General features: G+C 72.9%; 19 protein-coding genes. 14 read left to right on the top strand and 5 right to left on the bottom strand.

Annotated features, from left to right (window positions below):
* Positions 1 to 57: 57 nt before the first annotated feature.
* Positions 58 to 1,593, top strand: a complete 1,536-nt coding sequence (locus ACYVG5_RS14875) for a DUF4407 domain-containing protein (protein ID WP_222049997.1) — start codon at positions 58 to 60, stop codon at positions 1,591 to 1,593.
* Between the two features lie 88 nt (positions 1,594 to 1,681).
* Here the strand turns inward: ACYVG5_RS14875 and ACYVG5_RS14870 are convergent, their stop codons facing one another.
* Together ACYVG5_RS14870 and ACYVG5_RS14865 are read right to left on the bottom strand one after the other, a co-directional pair.
* Entirely contained in the window at positions 1,682 to 2,110 is a 429-nt protein-coding gene (locus tag ACYVG5_RS14870) for a type II toxin-antitoxin system VapC family toxin (RefSeq protein ID WP_222049998.1), read from the bottom strand.
* Positions 2,107 to 2,364 carry a type II toxin-antitoxin system Phd/YefM family antitoxin gene (locus ACYVG5_RS14865; protein ID WP_222049999.1) on the bottom strand — a complete coding sequence of 86 codons (258 nt, stop codon included), beginning with the start codon at positions 2,362 to 2,364 and terminating at the stop codon, positions 2,107 to 2,109. The genes ACYVG5_RS14870 and ACYVG5_RS14865 overlap by 4 nt, the downstream gene beginning before the upstream one ends.
* Before the next feature lie 115 nt (positions 2,365 to 2,479).
* On the opposite strand from ACYVG5_RS14865, the gene ACYVG5_RS14860 reads away from it, so the two are divergent.
* The 3 genes from ACYVG5_RS14860 (at position 2,480) to ACYVG5_RS14850 (ending at position 6,928) form a co-directional block, all read left to right on the top strand.
* Positions 2,480 to 3,244, top strand: coding sequence for an IclR family transcriptional regulator (locus ACYVG5_RS14860; protein ID WP_222050000.1), 765 nt, complete (start codon positions 2,480 to 2,482; stop codon positions 3,242 to 3,244).
* 123 nt (positions 3,245 to 3,367) lie between these two features.
* The gene (locus ACYVG5_RS14855) at positions 3,368 to 5,779 is read left to right on the top strand and encodes a GcvT family protein (protein ID WP_222050001.1); all 2,412 of its coding nucleotides are present in this window, start codon (positions 3,368 to 3,370) and stop codon (positions 5,777 to 5,779) included.
* A 12-nt stretch (positions 5,780 to 5,791) separates the two neighbouring features.
* Positions 5,792 to 6,928, top strand: a complete 1,137-nt coding sequence (locus ACYVG5_RS14850) for an aromatic ring-hydroxylating oxygenase subunit alpha (protein WP_222050002.1) — start codon at positions 5,792 to 5,794, stop codon at positions 6,926 to 6,928.
* 10 nt (positions 6,929 to 6,938) lie between these two features.
* On the opposite strand, the gene ACYVG5_RS14845 is transcribed toward ACYVG5_RS14850, so the two are convergent.
* The gene (locus ACYVG5_RS14845; RefSeq protein ID WP_460683297.1) at positions 6,939 to 7,331 is read right to left on the bottom strand and encodes a PIN domain-containing protein; all 393 of its coding nucleotides are present in this window, start codon (positions 7,329 to 7,331) and stop codon (positions 6,939 to 6,941) included.
* Entirely contained in the window at positions 7,328 to 7,582 is a 255-nt protein-coding gene (locus tag ACYVG5_RS14840) for a type II toxin-antitoxin system prevent-host-death family antitoxin (protein WP_222050003.1), read from the bottom strand. The genes ACYVG5_RS14845 and ACYVG5_RS14840 overlap by 4 nt, the downstream gene beginning before the upstream one ends.
* Positions 7,583 to 7,869: 287 nt before the next feature.
* On the opposite strand from ACYVG5_RS14840, the gene ACYVG5_RS14835 reads away from it, so the two are divergent.
* The 4 genes from ACYVG5_RS14835 to ACYVG5_RS14820 are packed head-to-tail and all read left to right on the top strand — an operon-like array spanning position 7,870 to position 11,871.
* Positions 7,870 to 9,183, top strand: coding sequence for a branched-chain amino acid ABC transporter permease (locus ACYVG5_RS14835; protein ID WP_222050004.1), 1,314 nt, complete (start codon positions 7,870 to 7,872; stop codon positions 9,181 to 9,183).
* The gene (locus ACYVG5_RS14830) at positions 9,183 to 10,193 is read left to right on the top strand and encodes a branched-chain amino acid ABC transporter permease (RefSeq protein WP_246630858.1); all 1,011 of its coding nucleotides are present in this window, start codon (positions 9,183 to 9,185) and stop codon (positions 10,191 to 10,193) included. The genes ACYVG5_RS14835 and ACYVG5_RS14830 overlap by 1 nt, the downstream gene beginning before the upstream one ends.
* On the top strand, positions 10,190 to 11,032 hold the full coding sequence (locus tag ACYVG5_RS14825; protein WP_222050005.1) for an ABC transporter ATP-binding protein: 843 nt from the start codon (positions 10,190 to 10,192) through the stop codon (positions 11,030 to 11,032). The genes ACYVG5_RS14830 and ACYVG5_RS14825 overlap by 4 nt, the downstream gene beginning before the upstream one ends.
* A complete protein-coding gene (locus tag ACYVG5_RS14820; RefSeq protein ID WP_222050006.1) occupies positions 11,029 to 11,871 on the top strand; it encodes an ABC transporter ATP-binding protein in 843 nt (280 codons plus the stop codon). The genes ACYVG5_RS14825 and ACYVG5_RS14820 overlap by 4 nt, the downstream gene beginning before the upstream one ends.
* Here ACYVG5_RS14820 and ACYVG5_RS14815 read toward each other — a convergent pair.
* Positions 11,816 to 12,733, bottom strand: coding sequence for a LysR substrate-binding domain-containing protein (locus ACYVG5_RS14815; protein ID WP_222050007.1), 918 nt, complete (start codon positions 12,731 to 12,733; stop codon positions 11,816 to 11,818). The genes ACYVG5_RS14820 and ACYVG5_RS14815 overlap by 56 nt on opposite strands.
* A gap of 118 nt (positions 12,734 to 12,851) precedes the next feature.
* Between ACYVG5_RS14815 and ACYVG5_RS14810 the strand changes: the two genes are divergently transcribed.
* From ACYVG5_RS14810 to ACYVG5_RS14785, 6 genes are all read left to right on the top strand, one after another.
* On the top strand, positions 12,852 to 14,156 hold the full coding sequence (locus tag ACYVG5_RS14810; protein WP_222050008.1) for an ABC transporter substrate-binding protein: 1,305 nt from the start codon (positions 12,852 to 12,854) through the stop codon (positions 14,154 to 14,156).
* Positions 14,153 to 15,415, top strand: a complete 1,263-nt coding sequence (locus tag ACYVG5_RS14805) for a M24 family metallopeptidase (protein ID WP_222050009.1) — start codon at positions 14,153 to 14,155, stop codon at positions 15,413 to 15,415. Before ACYVG5_RS14810 ends, ACYVG5_RS14805 begins: the two co-directional genes overlap by 4 nt.
* 83 nt (positions 15,416 to 15,498) lie before the next feature.
* Entirely contained in the window at positions 15,499 to 15,729 is a 231-nt protein-coding gene (locus ACYVG5_RS14800) for a ribbon-helix-helix domain-containing protein (protein WP_222050010.1), read from the top strand.
* A gap of 115 nt (positions 15,730 to 15,844) precedes the next feature.
* Positions 15,845 to 16,267, top strand: a complete 423-nt coding sequence (locus ACYVG5_RS14795) for a DUF1707 SHOCT-like domain-containing protein (RefSeq protein ID WP_222050011.1) — start codon at positions 15,845 to 15,847, stop codon at positions 16,265 to 16,267.
* A gap of 61 nt (positions 16,268 to 16,328) precedes the next feature.
* Positions 16,329 to 16,862 carry an NUDIX hydrolase family protein gene (locus ACYVG5_RS14790; RefSeq protein ID WP_222050012.1) on the top strand — a complete coding sequence of 178 codons (534 nt, stop codon included), beginning with the start codon at positions 16,329 to 16,331 and terminating at the stop codon, positions 16,860 to 16,862.
* 43 nt (positions 16,863 to 16,905) lie between these two features.
* Complete coding sequence (locus tag ACYVG5_RS14785) at positions 16,906 to 17,931, top strand: LLM class flavin-dependent oxidoreductase (RefSeq protein WP_222050013.1); 1,026 nt, start codon at positions 16,906 to 16,908, stop codon at positions 17,929 to 17,931.

The following is a 17,931-nucleotide window of genomic DNA, read 5'->3' as shown; positions in this document are numbered from 1 at the left end:
ATTCGGCGGCGGGCGACCGATAGCTGGGCTGACCGACCCAGCGAGAGGAAGTCCTTCATGAGCGCCCGCAAGCGTTCCTCCGGCGATCGGCTGGCGGTGCTCGCCGGTGCCAGGCTCGACCTCCTCGCGGTCGCCCCCGGCGCGCGCAGCAAGTTCGTCGCCCTCGGTGGCGTGCTGCTGAGCACCGGTGCCCTGGCCGCGCTGTCGGCCGCGTTCGCCGTCCACATGGCCCTGGGTGCGCCGTGGGCGGTGGCCGTGCTGATCGGCCTCGGCTGGGGCCTGGTGATCATCAACCTCGACCGGATGCTGCTGGTCGGCATGGGGCACGACTCGTCGTGGGTGCGGAACATCGGGCTGGCGGTGCCGCGGATCGCGCTGGCCGCCGTCCTCGGCACGGTCATCTCGACCCCGCTGACGCTGCAGGTCTTCGACAAGGAGATCGAGGCGACGATGGTGACCCTGCAGGCCGAGGCCGCGCAGGAGTTCACCACCGAGCTGAACGCCGACGCCCGGTACGCGCAGATCCCCACGCTGCAGCAGCGGGTCGCCGACGAGCAGGCCGTGATCGCCAGCGGCGGCATGACCGACCCGAACGCCGACCCCCGGGTCGGGACGGCGCAGGCCGAGCGGGACGCCCGGCAGGCCGCCTACGCGGCGGCCCAGGCGCGGGCGGCCGAACTGAACGCCAAGGCCCAGTGCGAGCTCGACGGCACCTGCGGCTCCGGCGAGGCCGGCACCGGGGACGCCTACCTCGCGGCCGCGGCGGCGGCATCGCAGCAGGCGACGGTCACGGCGGCCGCCAAGGCCGACCTGGACGCCGCCGACGCCGAGCTGCGCGCGGCCCGCACCGAGGCCGGCGCGGCCGCCGAGGCCGCCGACCGGCGCAGCGTCGCCCAGGCCGAGGCCGACATCGTCACCGACCAGGCCGAGCTCGCCCGGCTGACGGACGCGCGCAACGCCGAGCAGGCCGCCTTCGAGGCGGAGAACGGCGAGAGCAACGGCATCCTGGCCCGGCTGGAGGCGATGGACCGGCTGGCGGAGGACCGGCCGACGCTGGGCACCGCGCACCTGATGCTGTTCCTGCTGTTCCTGAGCATCGAGATCCTGCCGGTGCTGATGAAGGTGATGCTGAACTTCTCCCCGCCGACCGGCTACGACCGGATGGTCACCCTGCGGGAGGACGAGGAGGTCGAGGCCGAGGAGATCCGGCGCGAGGGCCGGCGGCGGGCGCAGCAGGCCCGGGCCGACCTCGTCGTCGCCGCCGAGACCGATCGGATGGCGCGGGAGATCCTGGACCGGGAGATGGCCGCCCGCGACGAGGCGGCGCGCATCGCGGCCCGCCGGGCGCAGGCCGGCCCGCTCAGCCGGATGGCCCGCGGGCTGCGGGCCTGGACGATGGACGCGCTGCGCCCGTCCCGGGGAACCGGGCCGGAGCAGCCGGCCGAGGAGCTGGACCTGCGGGTGGACACCGGCGAGCTGGAGCGCCTGATGGCCGACGACCTCGGCCGGTTCGACGCCGCGGTCCGGCGGTCGGGCCGCCCCGAGGTCCCGGCCCCGCGGTCGACGCGCGAGGACGTGCTCGTCGAGGGCTGACCTCTCCACCGCTGCAGACCCGCCCCCTCCCGCCTCGTGCGGGAGGGGGCGTTCTGCGTTCGGCGCCCGCCGTGGCGCCGCGGTCGGGTCAGGCCTGTGTGTCGACGACATCCAGCCCCTCGGCTCGCCAGGCGGCGAGCAGGGTGCGGTCGCCGCTCACCGCGACGGTTCCCGGGCCGGCGAAGCTCAGCGCCGCGGCGCAGTGCACGGCGTCGAACCCCCGTAGCCGAAGCCGGCGGGCCAGTCCTGCCGCTCGATGGACCAACTCCTCGCCGATCTCGACGACGTCGAACTGCGGCCAGATCTCGTCGAGACCGAGCGCGGCGCGGTCATGGGCTGCCTCCGTCAGGCGACCCATTCGCTCTGCTCTCGCCAGCGCGGCGGCTACCTCGACGTACAGGAGTCGGGAGGTCACGACGGCGTCTGCCAGCGACCACGCCCGCCGGCAGATCCCGACCCCTGGCTCATCGTCTACGAGCAGCGGGACCACCGCGGACGTGTCGAAGTAAGCGATCAACCACGTTGCTCGGCGATCAACTCGGTCACCGAGCCGGAAGCGCGTACCGGTTCGGGCAGCGTCCGCTTCGTGCGTGTCGCCGGTTGAACGACGCCTTCGGCGATGAGCCGTTCGAGCGGGCTGGGTTGGTCGATGGGAACGATCCGGGCCACCGGTCGACCGTGATCGGTGACGGTCACCGTTCGACCGGCGCGGACGGTGGCCAGGTAGCGGCTCAAGCCGTCGCGCAGTTCGCGGACTCCTACCGATTCCATTGCGGACGCTCCCTCATGTAGCCATGTTCGCTACAATCATCGTAGCCAGTTTACGGGGCCGTTGCTGCCGGGCTCGGGTGGTGCGCTTCCGGGCGCGACCTCCTAGTGTTGCGTGATGCGCAACGACGAGGGCGGCGTCCAGCCGGTGCAGTCGGTGGACCGGGCGGTCGGGATCCTGGAGTTCCTGGCCCGGCGCGGGGACGCCGGGGTCACCGAGATCGGCGTGGAACTGGGCGTGCACAAGTCCACCGCCTCGCGGCTGCTGGCGACGCTGGAGGCCCGGGGCCTGGTCGAGCAGTCGGGGGCGCGGGGCGCCTACCGGCTGGGCGCCGGGCTGATCCGGCTGGCCGGCGCCGGCGCCGCGCAGCTGGACGTCGCCCAGGCCGCCCGGGAGGTGTCCGCGGAACTGGCCGCCGAGCTGGGCGAGACGGTCAACATGGCCGTGCTGGACGAGGACGCGGCGATGAACGTGAGCCAGGCCCGGGGCAGCGCGGCGGTCGCCGTGCAGAACTGGGTCGGCCGGCGCACCCCGCTGCACGCCAGCTCCAGCGGCAAGGTGCTGCTGGCGTTCGCGCCGGACGCCGTCCGCCGGCGGGTCCTCGCGCGGCCGCTGGCGCGCTGCACCCCGGCCACGATCACCGACCGCCGGGTGCTCGACCGTGAGCTGGCCGAGGTCCGGGCACGCGGCTGGGCCGCGACGCAGGGCGAGCTGGAGGTCGGGCTGAACGGGGTGGCCGCTCCGGTGGTCACCGCGGGCGGGGAGCTGGTCGGCGCCATCAGCGTCTCCGGGCCGGCGTACCGGCTGGACGCCGCCCGCTTCGCCGCCGTGGCCGAGCGGGTGGTCGCCGCGGCCGGGAGCGCAGGCGCCGTGCTCGGCTGAACCGGGTGGCCGGTGAACACGGTCTTTAGACCCTTGTCCCCTGCTCCTTCCGAGTCCAGGCTGTTGCGTATACCGCTCAGCGTTGCGTTATCCGCAACAACGTCTGTTCTTCGGAGGAACGCCATGGGCCCTCGCGTGGTCGTCATCGGCGCCGGGATCGTCGGCTGCTCGCTGGCCGACGAGCTCACCGCACGCGGCTGGACCGATGTGACCGTCCTGGACCGGGGCCCGCTGTACGCCGCCGGCGGATCGAGCTCGCACGCGCCGGGGCTGGTCTTCCAGACCAACCCGTCGAAGACGCTGGCCGAGTTCGCGTCCTACACCGTCGGCAAGTTCGCCGACCTGACGCAGGACGGCGAACCGTGCTTCCGGCAGGTCGGCGGACTCGAGGTGGCGACGACGCCCGAGCGCTCCGCGGAACTCGCCCGCCGGCACGGCTTCGCCACCTCGTGGGGCATCGACGCCCGGCTCGTCGATCCGGCCGAGTGCGCCCGGCTGCACCCGTTGCTCGACCCCGACGTCGTCCTCGGCGGGCTGCACGTGCCCACCGACGGGCTGGCGCACGCGGTCCGGGCGGGGGAGGCGCAGGCCCGGCGGGCCATCGAGCGGGGCGCGAGGTTCCTCGCCCGGCACACCGTCACCGGGATCGCGCAGGCCGGCGGGCGGGTGAGCGGCGTGCACACCGACCAGGGGCTCGTTCCCGCCGACGTCGTGGTCTGCGCCGCCGGCTTCTGGGGCCCGGCGATCGGCGCGCTGGCCGGCCTGACCGTGCCGCTGCAGCCGCTGGCCCACCAGTACGCCACCACCGCGCCGGTGCCGGCGCTGGCCGGCGCGATCGCCGAGGCGACGCATCCGATCCTGCGGCACCAGGACCAGGACCTGTACTACCGCGAGCACGGCGACCGGCTGGGCATCGGGTCCTACGGCCACCGGCCGATGCCGGTGACGACCGCCGACGCCGAGGCGCACGAGAACAGCTGCCTGCCCTTCACGCCCGACGACTTCGCCGAGGCGTGGAAGCAGAGCCTCGCGCTGCTGCCCGGCCTCGCCGACACCACCGTGGACGCCGGCATCAACGGCGTCTTCTCCTTCACCCCCGACGGCATGCCGCTGCTGGGCGAGCACCGGGAGCTGCCGGGCTTCTGGCTGGCCGAGGCGGTCTGGGTGACCCACTCGGCCGGCGTGGCGAAGGCGATGGCGGAGTGGCTGGTGGAGGGGCAGCCGCGCACCGACGTGCACGAGTGCGACCTGCACCGGTTCGAGGAGTTCCAGCTCGCGCCCGACTACGTGGCCGAGCGGGGCGCGCAGCAGTTCATCGAGGTCTACGACATCGTCCACCCGCTGCAGCCGATGGAGCGGCCGCGGCCGCTGCGCACCAGCCCCTTCCACTCCCGGCAGCAGGAACTCGACGCGGTGTTCCTGGAGGCCGGCGGCTGGGAGCGGCCGCACTGGTTCGGGGCGAACGCCGCGCTGGCCGCGGCGGAGCAGCTGCCGGAACGGGACGCCTGGTCGGCGCGGTACTGGTCGCCGATCGCGGCCGCGGAGGCGCGGGCCACCCGCGAGCGGGTCGCGATGTACGACATGACGCCGCTGACCCGGATCGAGGTCAGCGGGCCGGGCGCCGGTGACTTCCTGCAGCGGCTGACCACCAACGACGTCGGCAGGCCGGTCGGGAAGGTGACCTACACGCTGCTGCTCGCCGCCGACGGCGGGATCCGCAGCGACCTCACCGTGGCCCGGCTGGGGGAGCAGCGGTTCCAGGTCGGCGCCAACGGGCCGCTGGACCTGGACTGGCTGCGGCAGCACGCGCCGGGCGACGGCTCGGTGCAGCTACGGGACACCACCGCGGGCACCTGCGGCATCGGGTTGTGGGGGCCGCGGGCACGCGAGGTGCTCGGCTCGCTGACCGGCACCGACGTCTCGCACGAGGCGTTCGGCTACTTCACCGCCCGCCGGCTGTTCGTCGGCGAGGTGCCGGTGACCGCGCTGCGGGTCAGCTACGTCGGCGAGCTCGGTTGGGAGTTCTACACCGACGCGGCCACCGGGCTGCGGCTCTGGGACCTGCTCTGGGACGCCGGTCAGCAGCACGGGGTGGTCGCGGCGGGGCGCAGCGCGTTCAACAGCCTGCGGCTGGAAAAGGGCTACCGGGCCTGGGGCGCGGACATGACGACCGAGCACGATCCGTTCGAGGCCGGCCTGGGCTTCGCCGTCCGGATGGGGAAGGGCGACTTCGTCGGCCGGGAGGCGCTGGAACGCCGTCCGCACGGCCGGAAGCTGACCTGCCTCACCCTCGACGACCCGGCCACGATGGTGCTGGGCCGGGAGCCGGTGCGGCTCGGCGGAACGCCGGTCGGCCACGTGACCAGCGCGGCCTTCGGCTACACGATCGGCCGGCCGATCGCCTACGCCTGGCTGCCGGCCGCGCTCGCCGTGCCGGGGACGGCGGTGACCATCGACTACTTCGCGCGGCCGGTGGCCGCCACCGTGGCCGAGGAACCGCTGGTCGACCCGGGCATGAGCCGGATCAGGCGCTGAGGGGGCACGGACATGACGACCTTCGCCTCCGCTGCGACGCCGGCGCCTGCGGCCAGCCTGATCCGCACGCTGCCGGGGCGGTACTACACCGACCCCGACGTCTTCGCCCGCGAGCAGACCCGGGTGTTCGAGGAGATGTGGTGCTGCGCCGTCCGCAGTGACGACGTCGCCGATCCCGGGGCCTTCCGCCGGGTGCAGGTGGGCCGGGAGAGCGTGCTGGTGGTGCGCGGCCGGGACGGGCAGCTGCGGGCCTTCCTCAACGTCTGCCGGCACCGCGGGGCGCTGCTGTGCACCGAGGAGTCCGGGCAGGCGAAGCGGACGCTGAGCTGCCCGTACCACGCGTGGTCCTACGGGCTGGACGGAACGCTGGCGGGGGCGCCGAACCTGCGCAACATGCCGGACGTCGACCGGGTGGCCAACGGGCTGGTGCCGGTGCACCTGCGGGAGTGGCTCGGCTACGCCTGGCTGTGCCTGGCCGACGTGCCGCCGTCCTTCGAGCGCGACGTGCAGGGCGCGGTGACCGAGCGGCTGGGCGACCCGGCGGCGATCGAGGGCTACGGCGTCGAGCGGCTCGCGCTGGGACGGCGGATCCGGTACGACGTGCACGCCAACTGGAAGCTCGTCGTCGAGAACTTCATGGAGTGCTACCACTGCGCGACGATCCACCCCGAGCTCACCGGCGTGGTGCCGGAGTTCGCCCGGGGGTACGCGGCGCAGTCGTTCGTCGGGCACGGGGCGGAGTTCGCCCCCGGCGCGCAGGGCTTCACCGTCGACGGGAGCGCGGGCTTCCCGGCGCTGCCGGGCGTGCGCGCCGATCAGGACCGCCGGTACTACGCGGCCACGATCAAGCCGACGGTGTTCCTCAACCTGGTGCCCGACCACGTGATCGTGTTGCGGATGACGCCGCAGGCCGTCGACCGCACGCAGGTGGAGTGCGACTGGCTGTACGCGCCGGAGGTGGTTCTCTCCGGTGCGGACGTCGCCCGCTCGGTCGAGCTGTTCCACCGGGTCAACCAGCAGGACTTCGCCGCCTGCGAGCGCACCCAGCCGGGGATGAGCTCACGGGCGTACGCGAACGGTGGCGTGCTGGTGCCGGCCGAGCACCACCTGGGCGCCTTCCACGGCTGGGTGCGGGAGCGGATCGACTGAGGAGGCGGGCTCACACGAGGAGAACGCGGAGGTCGCTGATCTCCGCCAGCGCGGTGTGGTCGGAATCCTGGCTCACCAGCGGAACGCCGTGCGCCAGCGCCGTGGCCGCAATCCAGGTGTCGTTGACGTTCACCCGTCGGCCGGCGCGCGCCAGCTCGAGACGGAGGTGCGCCCAGTGATCGGCGACGGCGGCATCGATCGGTAGGGGATTGAGGTCGACGACGGCTTGCAGCGTGGTCAGGCGACGGGAGCGCACCGCGATGTCGGATGCGGCGAGCACCCCCGCGCGGAGCTCGGCGTAGCTGATGATCGAGACCGCGACCTCGTCCGGGAGCGCGGCGGCATTGAGCCCGCGGCCCTCCCGGGCGATGAAGACGCTGGTGTCCAGCAGCCCACGGGTCACCGCAGTGGACCGAGCTCGGATGTGTCGCCGGCCAGCGCCCGCAGTTCGGCCGCCAGGGCCGTATCCGCCTGGATCTCTGGGAGCCGCGACAGCAGCACCGCCTTGGGTGTCCAGTGCGAGCGCCGCGTACGGAGTGGACCGAGCTCGGCGACCGCCTCTCCGTTCACCGTGATCTCCAGCGCCTCCCCGGCGGCCGCCCGGCGCAGCACGCCGGCGGTGTCGTTGCGCAGGTCCCTGGACGCCACTCTCATGACTACGACTGTAGCAATGTTGTAGCAGTCCGGGGTTCGCGCGACGGTCCGGTAACTCACGACCGGACGAACCGACAGGCGGGCGCGGTGCCCGGCGCGCGCGTCAGTGGCGCTGCGTGTCGTTTCCGTCGCGCACCTGACTTGTATATGAGAAGGCACTTTCCTTCATCGAATACATATCAGAGGAGGCGCTTTCCAGTATTGGACACACCGGCGGCGTCCCACCACGCTTCGGGGATGGACGTCTTCCAGAGGTGCGGCGTCGCCGGACGAGTGTCGGAGGTCTGGTGGCTGCCCTGACCGGAGCGCCCACCCGGGTCCGTGCCCGCCGTCGACGGGGGCCGGCGTGGGCCATCGCGGTCCTGTGCGCGGTCGCTGCAGCGCTGGCCTGCCTGCTGGTGGACGCGTCGCCGGCCCTGGCTGCCGGGGAGGTCGTCCAGGGCCGGCTCGTCGACGCCGAGGACCAGCCGGTCCCGGACGTGGAGGTCACGCTCAGCCAGGACGGCGACGAGGTCGCCTCCGTGACCAGCGGTGCGGACGGGCGCTGGGAGATCCCGGTGCCGGCTCCCGGCACCTACGAGGTGAGCCTCGACGAAGAGTCGCTGCCGGACGGGATCAGCCTCCGGGAGGGCGCCGAGGCCAGCCGGGAGGTGACCGTCGACCCGGGCGGCCTCCGCAACGTCCTGTTCCCACTGGGCCAGGTGGAGACCTCGGGATCCGGCCTCGGCGCCGCACTGGCCCAGGCGACGCTGGACGGCCTGCTGCTCGGTGCGCTCATCGGAATCACCGCGATCGGCCTCTCGCTCATCTTCGGCACGACCGGCTTGATCAACTTCGCGCACGGCGAGCTGGTCACCGTGGGGGCGGTGGTCGCCTTCGGGTTGAACGCCGCCGGGCTGCACATCGTGCTGGCCGCCCTGGTGGCCATCCCGGTCGTCGCCGCGCTGGCCGGCGGCAGCGAGTTGGTGCTGTGGCGCCCGATGCGGCGGCGGCGGGCCAGCCAGGTCTCGATGTTCATCGCGACGATCGGGCTCGCCCTGCTGCTGCGCCAGGTCGTCCTGGTCGTCTACGGGGGCAACCCGCGGTCCTACGAGCAGTACGGGCTGCAGCAGGTCTGGGAGTGGGGTCCGCTGAGCATCACCCCGCGGGACGCATCGATCCTGGGCATCGCGCTGCTGGTGCTGGTGCTGGTCGGGCTGACGCTCACCCGCAGCCGACTGGGCACGGCCGTCCGGTCGGTCTCGGACAACCGCGCGCTCGCGGGGTGCTCGGGGATCAACGTGGACCGCGTGGTGTTCCAGGTGTGGCTCGCCGGCGGTGGGCTGGCCGCGCTCGGCGGTGTGCTCTACGGCCTGAGCCAGGCGGTGACCTGGAACATGGGCTTCAACCTGCTGCTGCTGATGTTCGCCGGGGTCATCCTCGGCGGATTGGGCACCGCGTTCGGTGCCGTGGTGGGGAGCCTCGTCGTCGGCCTGCTCGCCCAGCTGAGCACCGTCTTCTTCGACAGCGAGCTGCAGACCGTGTGGGCGCTGCTGCTGCTGATCCTGGTCCTGCTCGTGCGGCCCCAGGGGCTGCTCGGTCTGCGCGAGAGGGTGGGCTGATGGACCTCATCGCCGTGCTGGCGGACGCCGTCCGGGCGGCCGTCGGACCTCAGGCGGCGGTCTTCGCGCTGGCCGCCGTGGGGCTCAACCTGCAGTTCGGCTACGCCGGCCTGATGAACTTCGGCCAGGCCGGGTTCATGCTCGTCGGCGGCTACGGCATGACCGTGAGCGTCACCCGCTACGGCGCCCCGCTGTGGCTGGGCGTGCTCGTCGGGCTGCTCATGGGGTTCCTGCTGGCCCTGCTGCTGGGGGTTCCGACCCTGCGGCTGCGCGGCGACTACCTCGCCATCGCCACGATCGCCGCCGCGGAGATCCTGCGCCTGCTGTTCCGATCGGAAGCCGCGGCTCCACTCACCTACGGCGTGTTCGGCGTCCAGCAGTTCGCCTCCGACTTCTACGACCTCAACCCCTTCGGCGGGGGCAGCTACGGGATCGGCCGGTTCTCCCTCTCCGGCGGGCAGCTGTGGATCGCCCTGGTCGGCTGGCTGCTGGTGGCAGCGGCGGTCGCCCTCACGGCGCTGCTGGTGAGCAGCCCCTGGGGGAGGGTCATCCGAGCGATCCGTAACGACGAGGAGGTGGTCCGGGCGCTGGGCAAGAACACCTACGCCTACAAGCTCCAGGCGCTCGCGCTCGGCGGGCTCATGGCCTCCGTTGCGGGGATGGTGCTGGCCCTGGCATCCCAGGCCATCACCCCGGACACCTACACCGCCGACCTGTCGTTCTACGCGTTCGCCGTTCTCCTGCTCGGCGGCGTCGGGCGCGTGCTGGGCCCGGTCGTCGGCGCCGTCCTGTTCTGGCTGCTGCTCGCGGCGAGCGATTCGCTGCTCCGGCAGGCCATCACCAGCGGCGTCATCAGCGACGAGGTGCTGTCCACGTCCGACGTCGGGCCGATCCGGCTGGCCCTCGTCGGCATCGCGCTCATCCTGTTCATGTACTTCCGCGCGGGCGGGCTGTTGTCCCGGCGGACGCCGAAGACCGCAGCAACGGCGAAGGCGGAGGTGGCGGCATGACGAGCAGTCCGAGCGGTCACGAGACGACCCGGCCGATCCTCAGTGCCCAGGGGGTGCAGCGCCGCTTCGGTGGCCTCACCGCCGTCGACGTCGACGAGTTCGCCGTGCGCGGCGGGACGATCACGGCCCTCATCGGACCCAACGGGGCCGGCAAGTCGACCTTCTTCAACGTCCTCACCGGGTTCGACCGGGCCGACGCCGGCGCCTGGCAGCTGGAGGGACGCGAGGTCACCGGGCTGCCGGCCTACCGGCTCGCCCGGCAGGGGATGGTGCGGACCTTCCAGCTCACCCGCAGCCTCGCGGACCTCACGCTGGAGGAGAACGTCCTGCTCGCGGCCCCGGGGCAGCGCGGTGAAGGCATCGGGGGAGCCCTGTTCGGCCGGCGGAGCTGGCGGCGTCAGGAGGCGGACAACACCGAACGGGCGCGGGAGCTGCTCGCCCGGTTCGGGCTCGAGCAGATGGCCGGCCAGCCTGCCGGCGTGCTCTCGGGTGGTCAGCGCAAGCTGCTGGAGATGGCCCGCGCCCTGATGAGCGAGCCGCGGTTGCTCCTTCTCGACGAGCCCATGGCCGGCGTCAACCCGCGGCTGGTCGAGACGCTGCTCGACCACATCCGGCAGGTACGCGCGGAGGGGACGACGATCCTCTTCGTCGAGCACGACATGGACGTCGTCGCCGACATCAGTGACGACGTGGTGTGCATGGCCTTCGGAAGGGTGCTGGCCACCGGGACCCCGGCCGAGGTCATGCGGGATCCCGAGGTCATCGACGCCTACCTGGGATCGGACGAGGCCGACGACGACGATCCCGCGCACCTCGCGGGGAAGGGCCGGCAGCCATGAGCACCGGAGCCCATCGGGCGACGAGCAGCCCTCCCGGGGCGGAGCTGCCCGCGGACACCGTCCTCGAGGTCAGCGGCGTCACCGCCGGCTACACGCCCGGCGTCCCGATCCTGCAGGACGTGTCCCTGCACGTCGGCGGCCGGGAGCTCGTGGGCATCTTCGGCCCCAACGGCGCCGGCAAGTCGACGCTGCTCAAGGCCGTCTTCGGGCTCGTCTCGGTGAGTGCGGGCACGGTGCGCTTCGACGGGACCGACATCACCGGCGCGCCGTCCCACGAGCTGGTGGGCCGGGGGGTGGGTTTCGTGCCGCAGCTGGACAACGTCTTCCCCCGGCTGACCGTGCGGGACAACCTGCGCATGGGCTCCTTCCTGCGGCCGAAGGAGTTCGCCGGCCGCTGGAAGGCGCTCGCCGAGCTCTTCCCCCGCCTGGTCGAACGGATGCAGGCGCGGGCCGGCTCACTCTCGGGTGGTGAGCGGCAGATGCTGGCCATGGCACGGGCGCTGATGCCGGCGCCACGGCTGCTCTGCCTGGACGAGCCGTCGGCGGGGCTCTCCCCGCGGGCCCAGACCGAGGTGTTCGCCCTGATCTCCCGGATCAACGAGACGGGCACCGCGGTGCTGATCGTCGAGCAGAACGCGCGGCGCTGCCTGGCCATCTGCGACCGGGGCTACATCCTCGACCAGGGGCACAACGCGGTCACCGGAACGGGGCGCGAGCTGCTCGACGACCCCGCCGTCGTGGAGCTCTATTTGGGCAGACTCGGTGCGGCGACGCGAGCGGACGCTAATCACCCGGAAACTGACGAGCGGCGCCCGCCGTCCGACGAGCCTGGACGGTGACGATCTCCAGCACGCGCTCGAGGGCGGGGAACGAACGGCGCGGGTCCCAGGCCAGCGCCAGGGGCAGGCGCGGCGTCGGCGCAGCGATCCGCTCGTAACGCACCCCCGTCAGATCGAGACGGCGGACCGCCTGCGGGACGAGGGACACCCCCATGCCCGAGGCCACCAGGCCGACCATGGTGTGCACGTGCTCGGCGTTGAACACGATGTTCGGCGAGAAGCCCGCCTGGCCGCAGGCCTGCACCACCACCTGCCAGAAGCCCTCCCCGTGCTCCCGGGTGAAGAGCACGAACGGCTCCTCCGCCAGGTCGGCGAGGGCGACCGGCCGCCCCACCGGGAGGGGATGGTCCTCCGGCAGCGCGGCGACGAGCTCCTCCTCCTCGATCACCTGCACCGCGAGCGACGGCGTGGAGGCCGGCGGCCTGAGCACGCCCAGGTCCAGCGTGTCCTCGATGAGCCCGGCCAGCTGCGGGCCGGACTCCAGCTCGACGGCGGACAGCGTGACCTGGGGGGCCTGCTGCCGCACCGCACGCAGCAGTGCGGGCAGCTGCCCGTAGAGCGACGAACCGACGAACCCCACGCGGACCCGGCCGAACCCACCCGTCCGCACGTCCGCTGCGACGTCGAGGAGCCGGTCGGCCTGCGCCAGGGTGCGTCGCGCCTCCACCTGCAGCACCTCCCCGGCGGGGGTGAGCCGCACGTGCCGCCGGTCCCGCTCGAACAGCTTGAGGCCCAGCTCCCGCTCCAGTCGCTGGATCTGCTGGCTCAACGGCGGCTGGGCGATGTGCAGGCGTGCGGCGGCACGCCCGAAGTGCAGCTCCTCGGCGACCGCGAGGAAGTAGCGCAGATGGCGGAGGTCCACAAGGCATTGATACAGCGCCCATATCACAAGGGCGTCACTCGGTATTGGACGGTTTCACACCGGCCGGTGAACGCTGGGCCCGGACCACTCCGGTCCCGCTGACGTTCCAGGAGGCCTCGTGAGGACTCGCACGTTCCCGATCACCGTGCTGGCGGGGGCGCTCGCCCTGAGCGTCACCGCGTGTTCCGGCGGCTCCGACCCCGCCGAGGACGAGGGCTCCGGCACCGCCGCTCCCAGCGCGTCGAGCGACGGCCCCGCCCCCGAGGTCGAGTCCTCCCGGCCTGGGGACGGTCAACTCGACCTGGGCTACGTCCTCGCCGAGACCGGCCCGCTCTCCGGCCTCGGCGTCGGGGTCATCGCGGCGACCCAGCTGGCCGTGGAGGACGTCAATGCGGCCGGCGGTGTCCTCGGCCAACCGGTGACGCTGTCCGGCGGCGACGAGGCCGGGGACCCGACCGTGGCCGGGCAGACCGTCGACCGGCTGCTCGGCGAGGGCGTCGACGCCATCATCGGCCCGGTCTCCTCCGCGATCTCGCTCTCGGTGCTCGACCGGATCACCGGCGCCGGAGCTGTGCAGTGCGCCGGGGCCAACACGAGCGCCACCTTCACCGGCTACCCGGACAAGGGCCTCTACTTCCGGACCATCCCGGCGAACACCCGGCAGGGCCCGGTGCTCGCCCAGGCCGTCATCGGCGAAGGTGCATCCCGGGTCGCAGTGGTCGTCCGCAACGACGACTACGGCCAGAGCCTCTCCCAGTCGGTGATCGAGCAGCTGGAGAACGAGGGGGCCGAGGTCGTGGCCAACGTGCCGTACGACCCGGCGGCCACCACGTTCTCCGCCGAGGTGGCCGAGGTGGCCGCCGCCGAACCCGACGCCGTCGTGGTGATCGCCTTCCAGGAGGGCACCACGCTGCTGCGCAGCCTCATCGAGAACGGCTTGGGGCCCGCCGACGTGCGGGTCTTCGGCACCGACGGCATGTCGCTGGGCTCCCTCGGCTCGGCGGTCAGCGAGTCCGACCCCGGGGTGCTGGAGGGCATGCAGGCCACCCAGGCCTCCTCGCAGAACGACCCCGCCTTCCTGGACCGGCTGGTGGCGAGCAAGCCGCAGGTGTCGATCACCAACTTCACGCCGTACCACTACGACTGCGTGATCACCATCGCCCTGTCCGCGCTGCAGGCCGGCAGCGACGCCCCGGGCGACATCGCCCGGGCGATGCAGTCGGTGACCCGGGACGGGGAGGAGTGCGGGACGTTCGCCGACTGCGCCGAGCTGATCGCCGCCGGCACCGACATCGACTACAACGGGGTCTCCGGACCACTGGACTTCACCGACGTCGGTGAGCCGGAGATCGGTCTGTTCGACGTCGTCCGGTTCGACGAGACCGGGACGCCGCAGATCGTCCGTACCGTGGAGTCGCGGTGACGGCGCGGCCCGGGGCGACCACCCCGGTGCGTGCGCAGATCCTCGACGACATCCGGCGCCGCTGCCACGAGCTGGGGGTGGACGCCTACCTCGCGTACACCCCGTCCAACGTGCACTACACGAGCGGCTTCCAGAGCTACTTCCTCTCCGAGTGGCCCTGGCGCATGCTCGGCACGGTGCTGGTCCTCGTGCCGGCCGACCCGGCGCTCGAGCCGGCGATGATCATCAGCGACTTCGAGGCCGAGCAGGCTCGGCGCGTCTCCGGTATCGCCGACGTCCGCCCGTTCCGGGTCTGGGTCGAGCTGCGCAGCGCGGCCGACCTGCAGGTGGGTGCGGGGCCGGACGCCGACGTCCCGCGGCCGGCGCAGTTCTCCGAGGACGAGCAGGACGCGATGCTGCGCAGCGCCCTCGCCGACCGGGGTCTGCTCGGTGCCCGCATCGGTACGGACATGCGGTACGTGCTGCAGGACACGGTGCGACGGATCGCCGGTTTCGCGCCCGACGTCGACCTGGTCGACATGACCGAGGACGTCTACGAGCTCCGGAGCATCAAGCACGACTTCGAGATCGAGGCGCTGCGCCGGGCGACGGAGCTCTCCGAGGCCGGTATGACGTTCGCCGCGAACGCCGCGCAGCCCGGCATGACGGCACTGGACATGCGGCACCGCTACGCCCTGGGGGTCACCCAGGCGGCCATGGGGACCGACCGGTACGCCGGCTTCACCGACCACTGGGTGCTGCCCGCGGTCGGTGCCACCACGGCCATCGGGGTGGACTCCGAGCAGGGCGTCGGGCTCGTCCCGGGCGACCTGATCAAGTTCGACTGCGGCACGACCGTGGACGGCTACCGGGGGGACGGCGGTCGCACGTTCAGCTTCCGGGAGATCCGGCCGGCCGCCCAGCGGCTCTACCGCGTGCTGCTCGAGGCACACGAGCTGGCCAGGGAGCGTCTCCGGCCGGGCGAGCCGGTGCGGGCGGTCTTCGAGGCCGCTCAGTCACACATCCGGCTCAACGGATTCCCGCGCTTCACCCGCGGGCACTACGGGCACTCGGTCGGCCTGGACACCTTCCACGAGGAGCCGCCGTTCCTGAGCCGGACCGAGGAGCGGCTCATCGAGCCGGGCATGGTCTTCGCGGTCGAGACCCCGGCGTACTCCTCCGACACCGGCGCGGTCATGATCGAGGACCTCGTGGTCATCACCGCGACGGGCCACGAGGTGCTGCACCGGCTGCCGCACGAGCTGGTGGTGGTGGGGTGAATGTCGCCGAGCAGTAGTGCTCGGGGGGTGCGTGCGGCCGCACAAGCACCGCCGTCCCGGTGCTACCGCAATAGCATCGCCGCGTGAGGCTGTGTATCAGCTTGCCCGACGAGGACGTGGCGGTGCTGGACGAGTACGCCCGGACCTCGGGGCTGACGAGCCGGTCGGCAGTAATCCGGCGCGCCCTTCAGCTGCTGCGGCAGCCAGAGCTGGAGCAGGACTACGCCGCGGCCCGGGACGAGTGGGAGACCTCGGGTGAGCAGACCGCGTGGGAGGGCACCGCTGCGGACGGGCTCAGCGATGCGCCGCAGTGAAGTCGGCTGATCGACCTGTCCGAGCGGCCGAGCCGCGAAGCCCGACGGCCACCAGGGCGCGACCCGTCGGGCGGCCGCGCACACGAGGGTGGCGTCCGGTGCGACGATTCCGCGCGTGACCGATCCCGTGCGCCCCGACGAGCTGCGGGTGTCCGACGCCGAGCGGGCCGCCGTGCAGGAGCGGTTGCGCCTGGCAGTGGGCGACGGGCAGCTGAACCTGCACGAGTTCGATGCCCGGGTGCAGTCGGTGTGGGCGTCGCGCACCCGCGGCGAGCTGGTCCGGGTCACCGCCGACCTTCCGGAACCGCCGCCTCCGCCGGGCCGCCGTCCGGTGTTCTCCGACGGGGACGCGGGAACGGCGATGCGCGTCCTGACGATCATCTGGGCCTGCGCCGTCGCCATCAACGTGGTGGTCTGGGGCACCGTCTCGCTCGCCACCGGCGACGTCCTGCACCCGTGGTGGCTCTACGTGGCCGGTCCACCCGGGGCCGTGCTGGCCGTGCTCTATGCCAGCGGGATCGGCCGGCCGCGGTCGTGACCTGCGCCCCGGTCGGGGAGGCGTCGTCGGCCGGCGGGCGCGCATCGGTTAGACAGGGCACATGACCGAGGCGACGACGGCGACCGACCATGGCTGGCTCTCCCGTGAGGAGATGGACGCCGCGCGCGAGCGGCTGCCGATCCTCTACGTCGACGCGGTGCCGGTGCGGGTGGACGAGCAGGGCACCGTCACCAAGGTCGGCCTGCTGCTGCGCATCGGTGAGGACGGGCAGGTGAAACGGTCCCTGGTGTCGGGGCGGGTGCGCTACCACGAGCGGGTTCGGTCGGCGCTGCTGCGGCACCTGGAGAAGGACCTCGGCCCGCTCGCGCTGCCCCGGGTTCCGCCCGCGCCGCAGCCGTTCACCATCGCCGAGTACTTCCCGACGCCGGGGGTGACGCCGTTCCACGACCCGCGGCAGCACGCGGTGTCGCTGGCTTACGTGGTGCCGGTCGAGGGGGACTGCGCTCCGCAGCAGGACGCGCTGCAGCTGACCTGGTTCACACCCGACGAGGCCCGGGAGCCCGCCGTGCTCGCCGAGCTGGCGAACGGGCAGAGCGCGCTGCTGCTGCAGGCGCTGGCGCACCTGGGGGTCTGACCGGCTCGGGGGAGCCCTGGGCGGGTTCGGGGATGATCAGCGCATGCCGCTGCCTGGGGAACCGCTGGAGAAGCTGGGCTTCCTGACCATCGGACTGTTCGACGAGGGCGACCCGCGCGCCGGGCACGAGGCGACGCTGCAGATCATCGAGCTGGGGGAGCGGCTGGGGTTCGCCAGCGCCTGGGTGCGCAACCGGCACCTGCAGTACGGGATCAGCTCGCCGGTGGCGGTGCTGGCGGCGGCGACGCAGCGGACGTCGCGGATCGAGCTGGGGACGGCGGTGATCCCGCTGGCGTGGGAGAACCCGCTGCGGCTGGCCGAGGACCTGGCGACGGTGGACGTGCTGAGCGGCGGGCGGCTGAACCCGGGGGTGTCGGTGGGGCCGCCGATGCACTGGGAGGACGTGCGGGCGGCGCTGTACCCGGACACGGCCGACGTCGAGGACTTCTCCTACGAGCGGGTGGCCCGGCTGCTGCGGCTGGTCGAGGGGGCGCCGGCGTCGACGTTCCGCGGGATGGAGGGCGTGGTGGAGGAGTGGTCGGACCGGGTGCAGCCGCACTCGCCCGGGCTGCGCTCGCGCATCTGGTACGGGGGCGGGTCGGAGCGCTCGGCGCGCTGGGCGGGGGAGCAGGGGATGAACCTGCTGACCTCCAGCGTGGTGAAGGCCGAGGGGAACTCGGTGGACTTCGCCGCGATCCAGGCGGCGCAGATCCGGGCGTTCCGGGTGGCGCACCCCGCGGGGGAGGCGGCCCGGGCGTCGCAGGGGCTGGTGGTGATCCCGACCGACTCGGCGTCGACCGAGCAGCGGGAGAGGTACGCGGCGTACGTCGATGCCCGCACGCCGCGGACGCGGTCGCCGCAGGGCCCGGCGCGGCTGCTGTTCGCCCGCGACCTGATCGGGACGTCGGAGGAGATCGCCGCGCAGCTGCACGCGGACGCCGCGTTCCGCGAGGTGCGCGAGGTGGTGTTCGCGCTGCCGTTCAGCTTCGCGGCCGACGACTACGAGCAGCTCCTCACCGACATCGCCACGAAACTCGGCCCGGCGCTGGGCTGGGCGCCGACGGCCTGA

The sequence above is a fragment of the Modestobacter lapidis genome, assembly GCF_054780755.1.
This window is presented reverse-complemented; position numbering and strand designations above follow the sequence as displayed.